The sequence below is a fragment of the Neobacillus vireti genome, assembly GCF_001026695.1.
Classification (GTDB): Bacteria; Bacillota; Bacilli; order Bacillales; family Cytobacillaceae; genus Neobacillus; species Neobacillus vireti.
In genome coordinates this window covers 487,302-502,248 of sequence record NZ_LDNB01000012.1, presented here as the reverse complement: position 1 = coordinate 502,248, position 14,947 = coordinate 487,302, and the positions used below count along the sequence as shown (strand labels likewise).

Below are 14,947 nucleotides of genomic sequence, written 5' to 3'. Positions count from 1 at the left end.
GTCACAACTCTCCTTTATTTGCATTTTTAAAATGAAGGTGGAACTTCTGTTGAACGGCTTTTTTCATTTCCTTTTCCGTGTAGAAATGGTTTTTCCCTACTAAATCCAGCAGAAATACATCATCCTCCGTTTGTATTTGAAAGTGGTTATTGGTTTTAGCAAACCACGAAACCAGAAAATCATAAGCAGCTAGCATTCCGTAAACTTGATACGTATTTTCAATCGGTCGGATTCGATTAATCATAATTTTCATATTCCTAGTTTTCCCATTTTCCTAAAAATAAAATCACTGTCGTAATCCTCAGTTAATAGAAAAAGCTAACAGATTCTATTTTCCTCGTGCTATTTCTTCCTTTTTAATAAGGTACATTTTGAACATAATTTTGAGGTTTTCATCAGACTTAAGAATTTCTTTTGTTTTTTCGATCCCGTGATATTTTCGGAGGTGGTCAACAAATTTAGAATAATTTGTCCACTCACCACACAATGGGCAAGGGGCAATATTACCAATTTTGAAAGCATTAAGGTTGGTTCTAGCTTTCTTTTCTTTTTTTATTATTTCTGAAGGCTCTTCAATTGCGTTAGCCGTTTTATTTTCCTTTTCCCAAAAACCATCATTTTGTTTTTGCTTTAATGATGTTTCGGTTTCATCATGCGGTTTCTGTACACATTCATTTGATACGGTTCCTCCATTTTTTTGTTCTCTGTTTGTTTCTTTTGGTACTTCGCTATTTGCAGTTTTTTCTTCCTTAGAGGCTGACTGTCGAAGTTGCTCCATATAAAAGGTAAGAGCCTCAGTTATAGTTAAACCCAACCCTTCTACGTAATTTTTGAACCAAGTGTGAAGGTCAGGGTCTAGCCTAAATTCAATCCGGGCATCTTTCCGCTTAAGTTTTTTCTTCCTTTTAGCAAACTCCTCCAAATCAATTTTCATTTTCTGGCTGCCTTCCTTTCCGGCAATATGTAAGGGATAACCACCGTATATTAGTTATACTTAATGTCCCCCATATATGTGTGAATTATTCAATGGGACTTTATACAACCCCGTGTACAGTCGAATATATGTACACTACATTGACATATCAACCGTTACCCTATCCGTACAGTATGTAAGTGCTATTTGCCATACTAGACACACACGCTTGTATGTCAGTATCCTCGTAATACAATACCACCAAATGTGTGTATGTGCTTATGTATTTTCTGTAGTTAAGGATTTTGTTACCCTTGTCCATATTGTAATAGAGGGCAATATGCCGTACTAAACGTTATACTTACTTACCATGCACGTATGTATGGATGTAATAGGGTACATAAATACCAACATATGTGCAGTTGTTCTGTGTGTACATTACACGCCATCGTATGTGTGTAAATCATTTAGGGTATCCATTGCCATCCTATTTGCAGTTCAGCCGTGTGTTCATTGGTTTGTACAGGTATCCGTTATTCGCATAAACCGTCAACAGCATTTCGCTTGGTCCTTTCAAAGGTCTACCATACAATAGCAGCTAACTCTACCCGGTCAACTCGAATATTCTTTTTCTTCGAAAATGTATATATTCTGTGAAAACTGTCAAAGATATGAATAAGGAGTTGGTTAATATGTCAAAAAGAGGTTACGATGATATCCATGATATGTTCAAGGTGGATCCTGATACTATCTTGCATGTCGAAACAATCGCGGAAATGGTTGGCATGACCCAAGAGACCGTGCGGTCATGGTGCAGGACTGGCAAGCTAGCGTCGTATCAGTTCGGGAAAAAGTATATTGTTACCGGAGCAGATTTTATGGAGTTTATGAAGCTGCACAGGGTCAAGCCTAATTGGCTTCAGACCGCGGAAGGTGTATAATTCTTGAGCAAATTAGGGAAAGCTTACGTGGCTTTGAGCTTTTTCAAGAAGCTAAAGATTGACTATAAATTTGACGGTGGGCTATTTATTGAATTTCCATGCTTTCACTGTGGCAATAAGTTAACCATGGAAGCCGTGACCACCTTGTGGGTATGCAGCGAATGCGCCAATAAAGGGAATATCATTACCCTGCACCAATTTCTCGAAAATCAACCCGGCAAACAAAAAAACATTCAAAAACAAAAGATCTATAATCCTAGAAGGGAATTTACGGAGATTACAAATAAACTAAGACGTTCCGCCACCAAGTATGAAGATGAAAGTTTTTTGACATTGCTTAAAAAGATTGAGACGTTAATTGAATTCCATGAAAAAAAACCATCGTAAGTGTGAACGATGGTTTTTTATATATCTTTTAAAAATTCGTTTTTAAAACGTTCGAATAAAAATTCTTTAAAATCATCGCCATTAACACGATACACACCGACCGGAGAGTGAACACGCAAAGCCCCCGTTCTAATCCAGTTTCTGACCGTTTCTCTAGTGACCACCACCAATTCCTCGATGTCTTCGGTAGTTAGTAGAGTATCGTCATCAACCAACTCAAAAATACGCGGCACTTTAATTGGATACTGATGCGCCACCTTCTCAAATTCCTTCCAACTCATTTCTTGGATAACCTCTTTAAAAGACATATCCCTATCCCCCTGATGTTAGCGATAATAATACGCCAACCTTTTTACAATGGATTCGACTTTTTTCTGCGACTTCATTATTTGGGATGAATCTTTAAGCCTAGCCAGTTTTGCTTTTTCTTGGCTCAGTTGCAATCCCAGCTTTTTTAACCTTTCGTACATAAATTCTTTGAAGTCATCTCCATTGATCAGTATCTTTCCAACAGGAGCATGAACACGGATTTTGCCTGTTCTCGCCCAATTTCTTACAGTTTCTTTGGTAACCCCTGCGTAGTATTCAATATCATCCGTTTTTAATAATACATCATCGTCAATGGCTTCAAATAGTTTTATTTCAGGAAATTTTTCGGCTTGTTCCTGAAATTCCTTCCAAGTAATGTTTCGAACGCGCTCAGCAAATTGCATTTCCACCGTTTTTTCTCCTCTCCGAAAGGAAGATTGCTATCGACTAGGACTGTGTGAAGATAAAATTTAATATTAATTCTATCTTTTTTATTGCCTTTTTATGTTTGTCTCTTGCGGCATTCCAGTCGGTTATACTCATTCCTTTAGGTCTTGTTCTAAGTTTGTTCAACGCTTCCTCTTCAATTTCCTTTTGCTTGCGCAACTCTCTTTCTTCTGCGCTTTGTCCTAAAGGTTTTGAAGACGATGGGGTTGAACCTACTTCTTTTTCCTCTCCCCCCATGATTAGATCATTTTTTTCGTATTCTATAGACGGACGTTCATCTAGATGTTTTTCCCGTAATTCTTCAAGCTTCCAGGGAAAGTTGATTGTTTTATCAAGGAACTCGTAGTACTCATCACGAGTTATTGCTTCCAAGTAAAACTTATCACCAATTGTTTGTTCAACCGGATTATGCCTCATATGGTATAACAAGGCATACGGTCTTACATTGTCCCTTAAATGCTCATCATTAATTGGCGTTTTCCGCATGATGGTATACAAGGAATGACGAGTATTTTTAAGGATTAAATGCTCCCGTTTTTCCGCAGGTAAAAAATCAGCAACCAATCGTAGACGTTCCATGAATTTTTTATCCATTGTTTTAATAGGTTTATCCGGTGTTATTGCATGACGTCGGAGGAAATATCCCTTGCCGACCGGGTTATTGGGTCCTTGCATTCGGTATAATGCTTTAAAATAGTTGTTCACCGCTTCTACCGTATCATTTGGCACAGGTAAATTAAAATCAGGGTGAGATGTTGAATATGACCCTTTACCTACTATTTCATTAATAATCATTTCTCCGTAGCCTTTGTCATTAAGCTTCATAAGCCCATTTTCATCTAAGTCAAAGTGGTCTTCAAGCTTTAAATGAAAGAACTCCTCCGGTCGAATCCCGTTGGCACCTAACATCCACATTGCAGCATATTGCAAAGCTTTTAATCCTCTAAATGATTTTAAAATTGCGTCCCTGCCTTGAACCAATTGCTCAGGCGTCATGAATACCTTTACCTGTGTATCAATAACCTCACGTACAGGTTTGTCCGAATGTTTTCTCGGGAATTGATCAAGGAAATTTTGAATGGATTTTTTCATGGAATCAAATTTTTGATATGCCTCAAAATCCACTTTTGGTTCTGCATCTTTTCTCATTAAAATCCAATAATAAAAAGTTTTCAAATCGGCATAGCGTTGAATCAGCGTTGTGGTTTTTCTTCCATTTGACACAAAGACATAATCGTCCATAGTTACATCGGTTATTTCGAATAAGTCAGGGTCAAATTTTGAAAATTCCTTTTCTGGAATGTTTTCAATTCTACCTCCGCCGTAATTAATCCGGCTTCGACCACAGATAATGCTAAAAAATGCATTAGCCAATCGTTGTTTTACCTCTGGTAAACGCAATTCAGGGTGGGCAACGTTCCTTCTGGCTTTATAACCGTTGAAATTGATGACAACACCGCTCTCACGCGCAGAAATATATTGGTCGATAATGTTTTGTTGCTCTTCATTTAGAAAGTCATATGAGCTTAGCTCATTGTTTGTCCGCTCTGCAGCGGATAAATAATATCTTAGAGCCTTTAAAACTTTCTCTTGATCAAAATATTCTATCACAGTATTTTCGAACGACGTTGTTTCAGTTGCCTTTATCAGCTCTAATTCCCTTAATTTTGTTAAGGTTTCCGTTGAGGTTCGAACACCCATTTTGCTGAATGCTTTTACCATCGATCCTAACGTCATTTTAGGGAATTTCACGAATGAATTTTTGTGTAAATAAAGAATTTTACCAGCGGAAGATAATTTATTCGTTTCAACATGATGCCAATCGATCCGGTCGACCACAACGAAGTCCTTGCCTTCAATAAGTTCACCGTTCGAAATCATTTTATTTAAGAACTCACTTGTATAAAAGACACTTAATAAACCTTCGTCGCTTGTAAACCAACCTTTTTGATTGGTATAGCTATCGTGCTCGGCTTTTAGTTCATGATAATAACTGACAATAAAATCAGCTTCTTTCTCAGGTATCCGGTACACACTGCCGCTCCGTTTGTCATGTCCGGAATCAATCAGCTTTTCCCTTATACAGTCAATATATTCTAAGCCCCTTATGAAGTTTTTAGGAATTTCGAACTTAGCCATTAATTCTTTTTTTGAATAAAGAATTTGGTCGCCGTATTTCGCCGCATCGTAAGCCGCTTCCCAACCACCAAAATATTTCTTGATTGTAGCGTCACCAATACGGTTCCCTTGATTCCTAAAAGCTAAAAAAGAACGTTCATCTGTTTCCTCGATGAATTTTTTGATAAGAAGTAAGATTCGCTTTCGCGTTTTTTCTCCTTGCTCATCAAGAGGTGTTTTGGGATTTTCCTTTAGTCCCGCCTCAATCAATGCATTTGTGAAGTTTCCAAATGCATGTTCAACTGTTGATCTTGAAAAACCATATTCAGCTTTGGCAAATGTATCTCGATAAGGAATCTTTCCGTTTTCCTCGTAATACCTCCATAATGATTCTTTAATTTTTCCTTTCAGTTCTTCGCGAGATAATTCTTCATCTCTTTGTATTCCGGCTTCCCGTAAAGCTTCATTCCAGGTACCAAAATACCTGCGAATGGTTGTTGGCGAAACACTGTATTCCTTTTTTTCATAGTCACGCCTTGTTAAGTTATCTCCTACTTCTGCATGATATTTTTTTATGGATTGAACGATTTCTTGTTTCATTTCTAAAATATCCGCTTCAGTGTATTTTACCAATATTTTCACCTCGTATTTAGTATAGACACAGAAATCAAAGTTTAAACAAAGGAATTGTCTGCAACGTACTGGCAGGTGGAAGTAAATTTTTTAGTCTAATCTGTGATTTCTGTGTCTATTACATATTTTATATTTTACAGTAAACTAGAGTGCAAGAAAACAAACAACCACCGTCCAATTTATGGTAGGTGGTTGTTTTATGTTGATTTTTTTGTTTTGGTATAAATTTCTGCACTATGGCAGTAATACATAATTAATTCAAAAAAAGAAGACATCTTAGCGAGTCTTCTTTAAAATTAAAATTATCTGACTTTCGATAAAGGCGGTACGAAATTTCTTATTAGCAATTATTCAAACAGTTAAAAAATCAGGATTTAAATTATACAAAAACAGTCTTATGTAATAATTATTATACAAAATTAATTTAATGTTAAGGTGAGTGCTATTTTGTATGTGATTTGCCTATTTAATCCCCACAAGAGAACCAATTAAGCTGACACCCAATTTTTTTATTTTTTATTTTTTTTATTTATTATTAAAGGTATTTTCTTAAACTGTCGACTACTTCATCTTTTGAAATATGCAGATAACGCGTTGTGACAGCCAAATCCGAATGTCCCAGCGCTTTAGAGATTAACGCGACATCTGCCCCCTTGCGAAGCAAATTCTTCGCAAAACCGCGGCGTAGGGCGTGAGGATTAATATTTTTCAGACTGTAATCCCGCAAGTATTTACACAGTCTTTTCGTGATGTTGTTATTCGTCGGACTATTTGTTATCATGCTACCGTTTATAGATATGAATAGATAATCATTATTTATCTTGGAATCTGTACGGATCAGGTCGTTTTGTTTCATTAGCGCCGCCAGGATACGAGCAAGAACATCATCAAAAGGCAGATAGATCGCTTCATGGTTCTTTATGATTCCGCCGTCAATTCGAAGCAGTTTCGATTCCAAATCAACGTGTTTTTGTTCTAACTGCGATAAAGTCCCTATCCGGACTCCTGTCTGGTACATTAACAGGACCGCCGCAGCGTCCCGCAGTTCGACGAACTTTGTCAAATCCAATAAAGATAACAGAAGATTTATCTCGCGGTCTGTTGCCCCTTCCTTGACCGGCTGATCGACTTTAATCTTTATGTCAGCTCAAAAATTAGTCGTAATCCAGCCGCTTTCCTCTGTCACAGGACCGCAACCAATGTCTTTTCAATAGGATAGCCTTCCGTAGTCTTTTATTGCTGAACAGATTCGACAGATCCGTTTGAACTAAAAGGCTTTGTAATGCGGTTTAAACCGCTTTTTTGGTATGTAGTATGGCGTCCCAGGAGAGATTAGACTCCCGGTCGCCATTATGGGGACGTGCTGCATATTAAAGCCATTCAATTTCTATTGTGACATCAGGGGTTTCTTTTTTGGTATTGTGGTTCGCTATTGCATTGGTTGAGAACCAGATTTTCTTTATGAATGTCTTAAGGAAGGTATTACATTCCTCAGGATCAAGTGAGTCTAGATTGTCTAACGTTTTAATACATTGTTCTAACCGCTCTTGCTCCTCTTCTGTATTATTCAAATTTTCTAATTGTATATTAATTAATTCTATTTGTTGCTCAACTTGCTTTAATTTCTCTTCGATCTCCTTGCTAAAGTCAGCAAAGTCGGCTTTCGAAATTTCTCCATCCATCCTCATTATTTTTAAGTTTTTTTTCCTATTATTAAACTTTTCCATTTGTTTATCAAGGGAATTTCTTTGCACAATTAATTTATTTTCTTCTTTAGATGTATCGAATGCTTTTAAATTTATTAATGCCTGTTGAAAGTCCTTTTTTCTCCCCTTAACTATTTGTATAATAAATTCCTCGACAGGGAGATACTTGTGACCTCTATCTTTACAGGCATTATTACTTATTTTGTAAGAACATGACTTGATGAAATCTGTTCCGTTACCGTCCGTTTGGATGTATCGTTTTCTATTACAGCAATTACAAAAAATCAAATTTTGAAGCCTTCTGGTCACCTTCTTTTTATTAAAGAAATTCCCTGTTGAATTTTCATCCAATATTTCTTGCACCTCTAACCATCGCTGCTTAGAAACGATAGGTTCGTGAGCATTTTCAACAAAGACTTCATCCACCACTTTCCCATTGACTCTTCTGCATGCAGCCACTACGCCATAATAAACGACATTTCTTCTTATAGAAGAAATGTGGGAAGTGGTTAACTTTAATCCACTTCTGCTTCTCCAATCAAGCCCATCTAATTGTTTAGCTATTTCATTTGCAGAGACTCTTTCTTTCGTTTTCTCGAAGATGTATCTGATAGTTTTTGCTTCTTGCTCAACAACCACTAATTTTTGATTTTCGTCCTTTTTATACCCAAGCGGTGCTTTATTGCTCATCACCCATCTGCCTTGTTCCGCGGCAGCAAGACGTCCTCTTGATAATCTTTTTTTTATTTGCTTATATTCGAAGTTCGCCATCATCGCTTGAAATGAAAATAACATCTCATTACTTTCTTGGGTTAAATCGATTGCTCCTTGAGGAGTTAATATTTTTATGTCATGGGCAATCAGCATGGTCTTTATTTGTTCAGCGTAAGCATTATCCCGAGAAATTCGGTCAATATCCATCACAAGTAGATAATCATACCGATCTAGATTACTCAATAATCGATTCAATTCCGGTCTTTCAGTATTTACGCCACTGGAAATTTCCTGGTAGATTTCATAGGTTAACTTCTGTTGATCCGCAAGTTTAATTAGAGCATTCCGATGATTCGTTAAAATCTCGTCAATATCCAGTTGCTCCTCATTTCTTGATAGTCGTAAATAAATAGCAGACAATGACATTTTGGTTTTACCACTCCCTTGATATGTAGTATTACCAGTAATTTAGAAAATTAACATCTGTTATCCTGCCGACAGTACCATAAATAGTAATCACGACCGTATCACCGATCTTATAATTCGGTTTTTTCCTCTTTGTCATGTCCTCCCATCCCCTCAAAAAATAAGCCGTGAATTTTGATTACAATAGTATATGCACCGCCTGAAATAAAAGCGCATGACAATTATAAAATAGGAAAGCGGAAGCGCCCTGGTCAGCGGCGTATGGCCTGGAGCACTCCAACTGAGATAAAGGAAACACGAAGAGCGGAGCGATTCGATGTTGACTTATCGTAGGGCGGAGGGCGAAGGACACTAGCCGCTAGGGCGCTGGAGATAGACAATTCTCAAAGTTCAATGATATAAAATCTAATATCATGAAAAAATCGCCTCGAATTATGAGGCGACTCTTGATGCCTATATTTTGTTTTCTGAACTTAGATAAAGCTCCCAAACTTCATCAAATACAGTCATCGAATCTAAATAATGTCCATTGAGCTCCAGGTAGGAACTAAGCTCATGGTAATCATCCGCCGATTTCGGAAAGGCAACATCCAAAAAAGCCGCATTTGCAAAGCTACTTATCGCATCCTTTGGTGCCGGGTGTCTATAATTCATTAAAAAGTGATAAAAAGATTTCCTCATTGTAATTCGCCCTTCTTAGCCAATTTCGTTTTTTCTTAGGAATACTATAACGAATCATGCAGGTATCGTCCAGCAATTCCATTGTAAAAAGCAGCCCGAAATTTCAGGCTGCTTCCATTATGAAGAGAAGTCAAAATAATTCTTTTTCAATAATCTCGGTATTTTCATTAATTCTTCAAAGGAAATCACTTTTCCAATTTGCTTACAATCAACTAAATACAAATGATTTTCTATTTCTTTAATAATTGGTTCGCTCTGATATATCATCTCACAATCCCGACAGCAATAGGTGGGAGTTGCTGTAATTTCAATTGCCCGCGCGCCATCAGGCAATTCCCAGAAAACGGATGCAGCCGTTTTCTTTACATTTATGCTGCTGCACCATTCACATGCTATTTCCACTAATTCCACCCCTATTCATTAATTATCTCTGCCGATTTAACTGCATTTTTCGTTTCTTGGCAGCCCTTTTCTTTCTCTGTCAAGGCTCTAAATTTTTTATCCTTTAATTCATCGCGTTTACTTCGTTTATCCTTTAGAGACGTATGATCAGGATCTGTATTGTAGTCCTTACGACGATTAAGCCTTGTCAACCCTTCCGGCACAAGATTAAAATGCTGATCATTCATGATGCCTGCGATTCCGGCAAAAGACCGTTTCTTCTCCATGTCAGGATAAATTTCATGAAAATAACCTTCTGCTCTGCCAGGCAGATAATTTTCAGGCTCCGGATAGGAAGTGATCACCCCTTCAAAATTACGTAGAACGACCTTTTCCGGACTTTGCGAAATTAAATAGTTCGGCTGCAGGGCAATTTTTCCACCGCCTCCAGGGGCATCCACCACAAAAGTTGGTACGGCATATCCAGACGTATGGCCGCGAAGCCCCTCAATAATTTCGAGTCCCTTAGAAACAGGGGCACGGAAATGGCCAATTCCTTCTGACAGGTCACATTGGTAAATATAGTATGGGCGGACACGAATTTTCACTAAATCATGCATAAGTCTTTTCATAATTGGCACACTGTCATTGATTCCCGCTAGGATGACAGACTGATTGCCAACCGGAACGCCGGCGTTAGCAAGCATTTCACACGCCCTTTTCGAATCCTCGGTAATCTCGATTGAAGTATTAAAATGGGTATTCAGCCAAATCGGATGATATTTTTTCAAAATATTACAGAGGTTTTCCGTGATTCTTTGTGGGAACACGACAGGTGCCCTCGTTCCAATCCGGATAATTTCAACATGGTCAATTTCCCGTAGATTTTTTAGAATATATTCCAGAATATTATCATTGATCAACAGACCATCCCCTCCGGAAATTAACACATCACGGATCTGAGGTGTTTGCCTGATATAGGAAATGGAGGCATCAAGCTGTTTCTTTGGCACACCCATTCCAATTTGTCCGGAAAAGCGTCTTCTTGTACAATAACGGCAATACATCGAACATTGATTGGTTACTAGGAAAAGGACACGGTCAGGATAACGGTGTGTTAAGCCTGGTACCGGCGAATCCTCATCCTCATATAATGGATCTTCAAGATCATATCTTGTTTTATATATTTCCTTTGAAATTGGCACGGATTGCATTCTGATTGGGCAGCGCGGATCGTCAGGGTTCATTAAGGATGCATAATAAGGTGTGATATTTAAGGGAATTGTTTTCGTTGAAATCCTGACCCCCTCTTCTTCATCGGGAGTTAAGTTAATCACCTTTTTTAAATCATCTAATGTCCGAATTGTATTCGTTAATTGCCAGAGCCAATCATTCCACTGTTCTTCGGTAATATCTTTCCACAGCTCGATATCTTGCCAATGCCTTTTTGGTTTATATAAAAATGGCTTCATTATGAATTCCCCCTTAAACATGCTTTACTATATAACATGCAAGAAGCGTGCCAACTCCTAAAAACACTTAAGGATGAACATTTGATCGAAAATTCATATTCTTCAGCCTTTAAACATTGTTAAAAAGCTGCCGAAAAATCAGCAGCTTATGTTATCATTTTTTTCATTTTATATTGCAAGGTTTGTCTAGGAATCTCTAATATCTTCGCCGCTTGATTAATATTTCCTTTACATAAATCAAGGGCATCACTGATAAGACTTTTTTCTAATGCCTCAATATTTTTTCTTAATGATAGACTTTCAGTTGGACAGCTTTTATCTTTTGGCGGGTCGGGATGATTTCTTAACATAAGGGGCAGATCCTCATAGCGAAGGAACTTGTCCTCACAAACGTTCATCATATATTCGATGGTGTGTTTTAATTCGCGTACATTCCCGGGCCAATGATAGCTAGTAAAAAATAACTCCAACTTCTTCTCAATGCCTTGAATGTTTTTCACTAATTTCCGGTTAAATTCCTTAATAAAATAAGCGGATAAGAACAAAATATCATCTTTGCGATCCCGTAACGGAAGCAGCGAAAAGGTAAAGACATTTAAGCGGTAAAAAAGGTCAGAACGGAGCACCTGATTTTGAAGCGCAATTGTTGGATGCACATTCATCGCCGCAATAACGCGGACATTCACCGATATGTTCTGCGAGCCGCCAACCCTTCTAACCATCCCATCCTCTAAAACTCTTAAGAGCTTTGCCTGCAGTTCAATCGGCATTGTATGTAGTTCATCAAGGAAAAGGGTTCCCCCATCAGCAAGTTCAAATAACCCTTTTCGATCAACAGCCCCTGTATAGCTGCCTTTTGCCGTACCAAAAAGAATACTTTCCAACAGGGTTTCAGGTATCGCCGCACAATTTTGCGCAATAAACGCACCGCCCGAACGGTGTGATTCATGATGGATTCCTTGAACGAATAATTCTTTTCCCGTTCCCGATTCACCATAGACGAGGATTGGGGAATCTGATTTCGCTAGCTTCCTAGCCTCGTCCTTCATGCTAATAAAGGCTGGATTAATAGAGATTAAATCACCGAGGGTATAATTCACTTGCTTTAATACCTTTTTCCGACTGCCTTTGTTTAAGCCTTTTTGTAAATCTAATAGACTTTCGGCAAGTAGCTTCATTCTTGAATAGTCCTTAGCGATTTCAACAGCACCGATAATTTCTTCGCCAAGCAGGATAGGCAGGGTTGTATTGATCGTATCAATTCTCGTCCCATGGATATTTAGGTATACTTGTGTTTGATTGTAAATGGGCTTACCCGTTTTAATCACCTTTAACAACGTGCTTGACTCTTTTGTCAGCGAGGGAAATGCGTCAATTAAGTACTTTCCCTGCACTTCCTTCACATCCATGCCATCATGCTTTGCGGCAACTTCATTGTAAAAAATCGTTTTTCCCTCTGTATTGACCACATGAATCCCTTCATCAATGCTTTTTAGAATCGCACTTAGAACCTCTTGCGTCAAAGCCGTTAATTGAACCATTTATGTCACCTGCCCTTCTGAACGAGTTGCAAAGGTGCCGAAAAGTTGTCACCTATAAGCCCAAATTTTAGCAGTTTGCCAGATTTTTAACCCACATATTCATATTTTCAAGCTTGTCATAGATAAAGCAATTATTCATTAACCTTCCACGGTACGCGTAACCGAGCTGATATAACACCGCATTCATGCCGAAGGATAAGGACCTAGCGATTGAATAGGCACAAAAGATTCCTTGGCCTTTCAACTCAACTTCCAGTGCTTGAAGGATAATCTTCATTAGACCGTATTTTCTATGTTCCGTTAATGTTGCGCAATCCGTTAATTCAGCGTTCTTATAAAAAGCATTTATTTCTGCAGAAGCAGCACTGACAATCTTACCTTGATGGAAAAAGACATAATAGACTGTTCCCTCCTGCATCGTCTTTTTTACATATTCCGGATGATTTAATGGGGTGGGATAAATTTGAAATACTTGTCGGTACAATGCCGCAAGCTCCTCTGCACAGCTTTCTTCAGCCTTCCTTAATTCATATTCCTTTGGCGGATAGGCTTTTTGAATCGATGTATCTAATTGATAAATACTACGAATCATCCCATCCTCCGTTATCCAATGATCATTTCTCTTGCGCTCTTCGGTGTAAAACTTTGAATAGAAATGGGCATCAGAACCAAGGAAATAGCGATCGACAACCGCTTCCGGCTGCAGACCCTTTTCAAAAAACGGCAGACAATCTTCGCTGCGGCCTTTGATAATTAGCTTTTCAGCTTGATATTGTTCAACGAGCTCTTCGGCCTTTTCTAATAGTAATTTAGTATTTCCACGATAATTATCGATCCGGATACGTTTATTAAAAGGATCTAGATAAACCTCGAGGAAATAACTGCTTTCCTCGAGGTAAATAGTAGATGCCGTTTGATTCATTTCTTTTACCCCTTTATCATAAATAATTTACGAACAACCTGATTACCTATCATCATCTGAAACTTCATTGACTCCACACCAACGCAGTAATGTTAGGGCGATAATCTCACTTGCAACGAACATATCTTCAAGGTCAATATGCTCGTTAGCATCGTGAGCGGTTTCCGTTATACCTGGACCGAAGACGACCACCGGAGTATTCCCAACAGTAGATAAAATCCCACCATCTGTTCCCCACGGACTTGCTTCAATGACAGGGCTTACACCTAGGACTTCGCTGAAACTACTTGTAAGTGCGTTCATCAATGGATGATCACTTTCAAGATTACCTGGCAGCCATCTCCCGCCAAACCATTCAATTTGCAGAGGATTTTCGCGGAACCATTCATCCTGTTGATTCCATTCCCTCAAAGCGGTTTCCATTTCCAGTTGTGCCGCTTCGATCGTTTCTTCTGGAGATACACCCATTCTTCCCTCGATGATAGCGGTGTCAGGCACCGAAGATGGCCATTCGCCGCTTGTTATTTTTCCAATATTTATTGGGATGGGAATGGGGATTTTATCAAAGAGAGGGTCTGTGATCTTGGCATTTCTAGTTTTCTCTAACTGCTGTAATCCTTGAATGACACCCACTGATTTCTCAATTGCACTTACGCCTTCGTACCTCGTTCCGCCATGCGCAGCCCTGCCTTTAACCGTAATTCGGAACCACATCGAGCCCTGCTGCTTCGGGAATATTTTCATATTGGTCGGCTCAGGAATAATCGCACCATCGGCATGGTACCCACGCAATACAGCAGCAAGTGTACCCGCTCCGCCGCTTTCTTCCTCAATCACACTTTGAAAGATGACATCACCATTAAGTCTAATTCCATTAGCAATTAAGGCTTCGAGTGCCATTAGCAAGGAGACGTTCCCGCCCTTCATATCTGTTGCACCCCTGCCGTATAGCTTACCACATTCAATCGTCCCGCTAAACGGGTCATGCCTCCAGCTAGACTCGTCTCCGACAGGAACGATATCGATATGACCGTTTAGAATAACCGATTTACCGCCGCCTGAGCCTTTTAATACAGCAACTAAGTTAGGGTTACCATCGAAGCTCTGGCGGTCACAGAAATAGGCGGGGTGGCCTTTTAATTCATCGCTGCCAAGCTCCCAAATATCCAGTGTTAAGCCAAGCTGACGGCATTTTTCAATAATAATGGCCTGCGTGCTGCTTTCCTTCCCCCTTGTGCTATTTTCCCGAACAAGTATTTGTAATAGCCTTGCTCCTCTAGCTCGATTCTCCTTTAACCACTGATTAATGCGGATTTCATGTTTCTTCAAACGCTTCACTCCCCCTCGCCAGTTTTA

At 38.9% G+C, this 14,947-nt stretch carries 14 protein-coding genes and 1 pseudogene; 2 read left to right on the top strand and 13 right to left on the bottom strand.

Features of this window, described 5'->3' with window-relative positions; all coding sequences use genetic code 11:
- Position 1: 1 nt before the first annotated feature.
- Both AA980_RS15545 and AA980_RS15540 read right to left on the bottom strand, forming a co-directional pair.
- On the bottom strand, positions 2 to 244 hold the full coding sequence (locus tag AA980_RS15545; RefSeq protein ID WP_152681159.1) for a hypothetical protein: 243 nt from the start codon (positions 242 to 244) through the stop codon (positions 2 to 4).
- Between the two features lie 84 nt (positions 245 to 328).
- The gene (locus tag AA980_RS15540) at positions 329 to 934 is read right to left on the bottom strand and encodes a hypothetical protein (protein ID WP_024029236.1); all 606 of its coding nucleotides are present in this window, start codon (positions 932 to 934) and stop codon (positions 329 to 331) included.
- Positions 935 to 1,605: 671 nt separating this feature from the next.
- Between AA980_RS15540 and AA980_RS15535 the strand changes: the two genes are divergently transcribed.
- Together AA980_RS15535 and AA980_RS15530 are read left to right on the top strand one after the other, a co-directional pair.
- A complete protein-coding gene (locus AA980_RS15535; RefSeq protein ID WP_024029356.1) occupies positions 1,606 to 1,854 on the top strand; it encodes a helix-turn-helix domain-containing protein in 249 nt (82 codons plus the stop codon).
- A 3-nt stretch (positions 1,855 to 1,857) separates the two neighbouring features.
- The gene (locus AA980_RS15530; RefSeq protein ID WP_024029355.1) at positions 1,858 to 2,241 is read left to right on the top strand and encodes a hypothetical protein; all 384 of its coding nucleotides are present in this window, start codon (positions 1,858 to 1,860) and stop codon (positions 2,239 to 2,241) included.
- 17 nt (positions 2,242 to 2,258) lie between these two features.
- Here AA980_RS15530 and AA980_RS15525 read toward each other — a convergent pair whose 3' ends face one another.
- The 11 genes and pseudogenes from AA980_RS15525 to AA980_RS15475 all read right to left on the bottom strand — a co-directional run bounded on the left by AA980_RS15525 (position 2,259) and on the right by AA980_RS15475 (position 14,920).
- On the bottom strand, positions 2,259 to 2,549 hold the full coding sequence (locus AA980_RS15525) for a helix-turn-helix domain-containing protein (RefSeq protein ID WP_024029354.1): 291 nt from the start codon (positions 2,547 to 2,549) through the stop codon (positions 2,259 to 2,261).
- Positions 2,550 to 2,567: 18 nt separating this feature from the next.
- On the bottom strand, positions 2,568 to 2,954 hold the full coding sequence (locus AA980_RS15520) for a helix-turn-helix domain-containing protein (protein WP_235815168.1): 387 nt from the start codon (positions 2,952 to 2,954) through the stop codon (positions 2,568 to 2,570).
- A 43-nt stretch (positions 2,955 to 2,997) separates the two neighbouring features.
- The gene (locus AA980_RS15515) at positions 2,998 to 5,748 is read right to left on the bottom strand and encodes a homing endonuclease associated repeat-containing protein (protein WP_024029352.1); all 2,751 of its coding nucleotides are present in this window, start codon (positions 5,746 to 5,748) and stop codon (positions 2,998 to 3,000) included.
- 535 nt (positions 5,749 to 6,283) lie between these two features.
- Positions 6,284 to 6,925: pseudogene (locus tag AA980_RS15510) on the bottom strand (tyrosine-type recombinase/integrase); the annotation flags it as partial.
- A 193-nt stretch (positions 6,926 to 7,118) separates the two neighbouring features.
- A complete protein-coding gene (locus AA980_RS15505; protein WP_024029350.1) occupies positions 7,119 to 8,594 on the bottom strand; it encodes a recombinase family protein in 1,476 nt (491 codons plus the stop codon).
- A gap of 453 nt (positions 8,595 to 9,047) precedes the next feature.
- Positions 9,048 to 9,275 (bottom strand): YozE family protein, encoded by a 228-nt coding sequence (locus AA980_RS15500; protein ID WP_024028667.1) that lies wholly within the window; start codon positions 9,273 to 9,275, stop codon positions 9,048 to 9,050.
- Between the two features lie 117 nt (positions 9,276 to 9,392).
- Complete coding sequence (locus tag AA980_RS15495; protein ID WP_024028668.1) at positions 9,393 to 9,677, bottom strand: YokU family protein; 285 nt, start codon at positions 9,675 to 9,677, stop codon at positions 9,393 to 9,395.
- Between the two features lie 11 nt (positions 9,678 to 9,688).
- Positions 9,689 to 11,128: a lysine 2,3-aminomutase gene (gene kamA, locus AA980_RS15490; RefSeq protein WP_024028669.1), complete on the bottom strand. Its 1,440-nt coding sequence runs from the start codon at positions 11,126 to 11,128 to the stop codon at positions 9,689 to 9,691.
- 146 nt (positions 11,129 to 11,274) lie between these two features.
- The gene (locus AA980_RS15485) at positions 11,275 to 12,669 is read right to left on the bottom strand and encodes a sigma-54 interaction domain-containing protein (RefSeq protein WP_024028670.1); all 1,395 of its coding nucleotides are present in this window, start codon (positions 12,667 to 12,669) and stop codon (positions 11,275 to 11,277) included.
- Positions 12,670 to 12,736: 67 nt separating this feature from the next.
- Positions 12,737 to 13,591, bottom strand: coding sequence for a putative beta-lysine N-acetyltransferase (gene ablB, locus AA980_RS15480; RefSeq protein ID WP_024028671.1), 855 nt, complete (start codon positions 13,589 to 13,591; stop codon positions 12,737 to 12,739).
- Between the two features lie 42 nt (positions 13,592 to 13,633).
- Positions 13,634 to 14,920: a peptidase gene (locus AA980_RS15475; RefSeq protein ID WP_024028672.1), complete on the bottom strand. Its 1,287-nt coding sequence runs from the start codon at positions 14,918 to 14,920 to the stop codon at positions 13,634 to 13,636.
- Positions 14,921 to 14,947: the final 27 nt, after the last annotated feature.

Bases quoted from the DNA above. Each gene is read 5' to 3' on its own strand.
- AA980_RS15545 (WP_152681159.1), bottom strand. From the start codon at position 244: ATGATTAATCGAATCCGACCGATTGAAAATACGTATCAAGTTTACGGA.
- AA980_RS15540 (WP_024029236.1), bottom strand. From the start codon at position 934: ATGAAAATTGATTTGGAGGAGTTTGCTAAAAGGAAGAAAAAACTTAAG.
- AA980_RS15535 (WP_024029356.1), top strand. From the start codon at position 1,606: ATGTCAAAAAGAGGTTACGATGATATCCATGATATGTTCAAGGTGGAT.
- AA980_RS15525 (WP_024029354.1), bottom strand. From the start codon at position 2,549: ATGTCTTTTAAAGAGGTTATCCAAGAAATGAGTTGGAAGGAATTTGAG.
- AA980_RS15520 (WP_235815168.1), bottom strand. From the start codon at position 2,954: ATGCAATTTGCTGAGCGCGTTCGAAACATTACTTGGAAGGAATTTCAG.
- AA980_RS15505 (WP_024029350.1), bottom strand. From the start codon at position 8,594: ATGTCATTGTCTGCTATTTATTTACGACTATCAAGAAATGAGGAGCAA.
- AA980_RS15500 (WP_024028667.1), bottom strand. From the start codon at position 9,275: ATGAGGAAATCTTTTTATCACTTTTTAATGAATTATAGACACCCGGCA.
- kamA (WP_024028669.1), bottom strand. From the start codon at position 11,128: ATGAAGCCATTTTTATATAAACCAAAAAGGCATTGGCAAGATATCGAG.
- AA980_RS15485 (WP_024028670.1), bottom strand. From the start codon at position 12,669: ATGGTTCAATTAACGGCTTTGACGCAAGAGGTTCTAAGTGCGATTCTA.
- ablB (WP_024028671.1), bottom strand. From the start codon at position 13,591: ATGAATCAAACGGCATCTACTATTTACCTCGAGGAAAGCAGTTATTTC.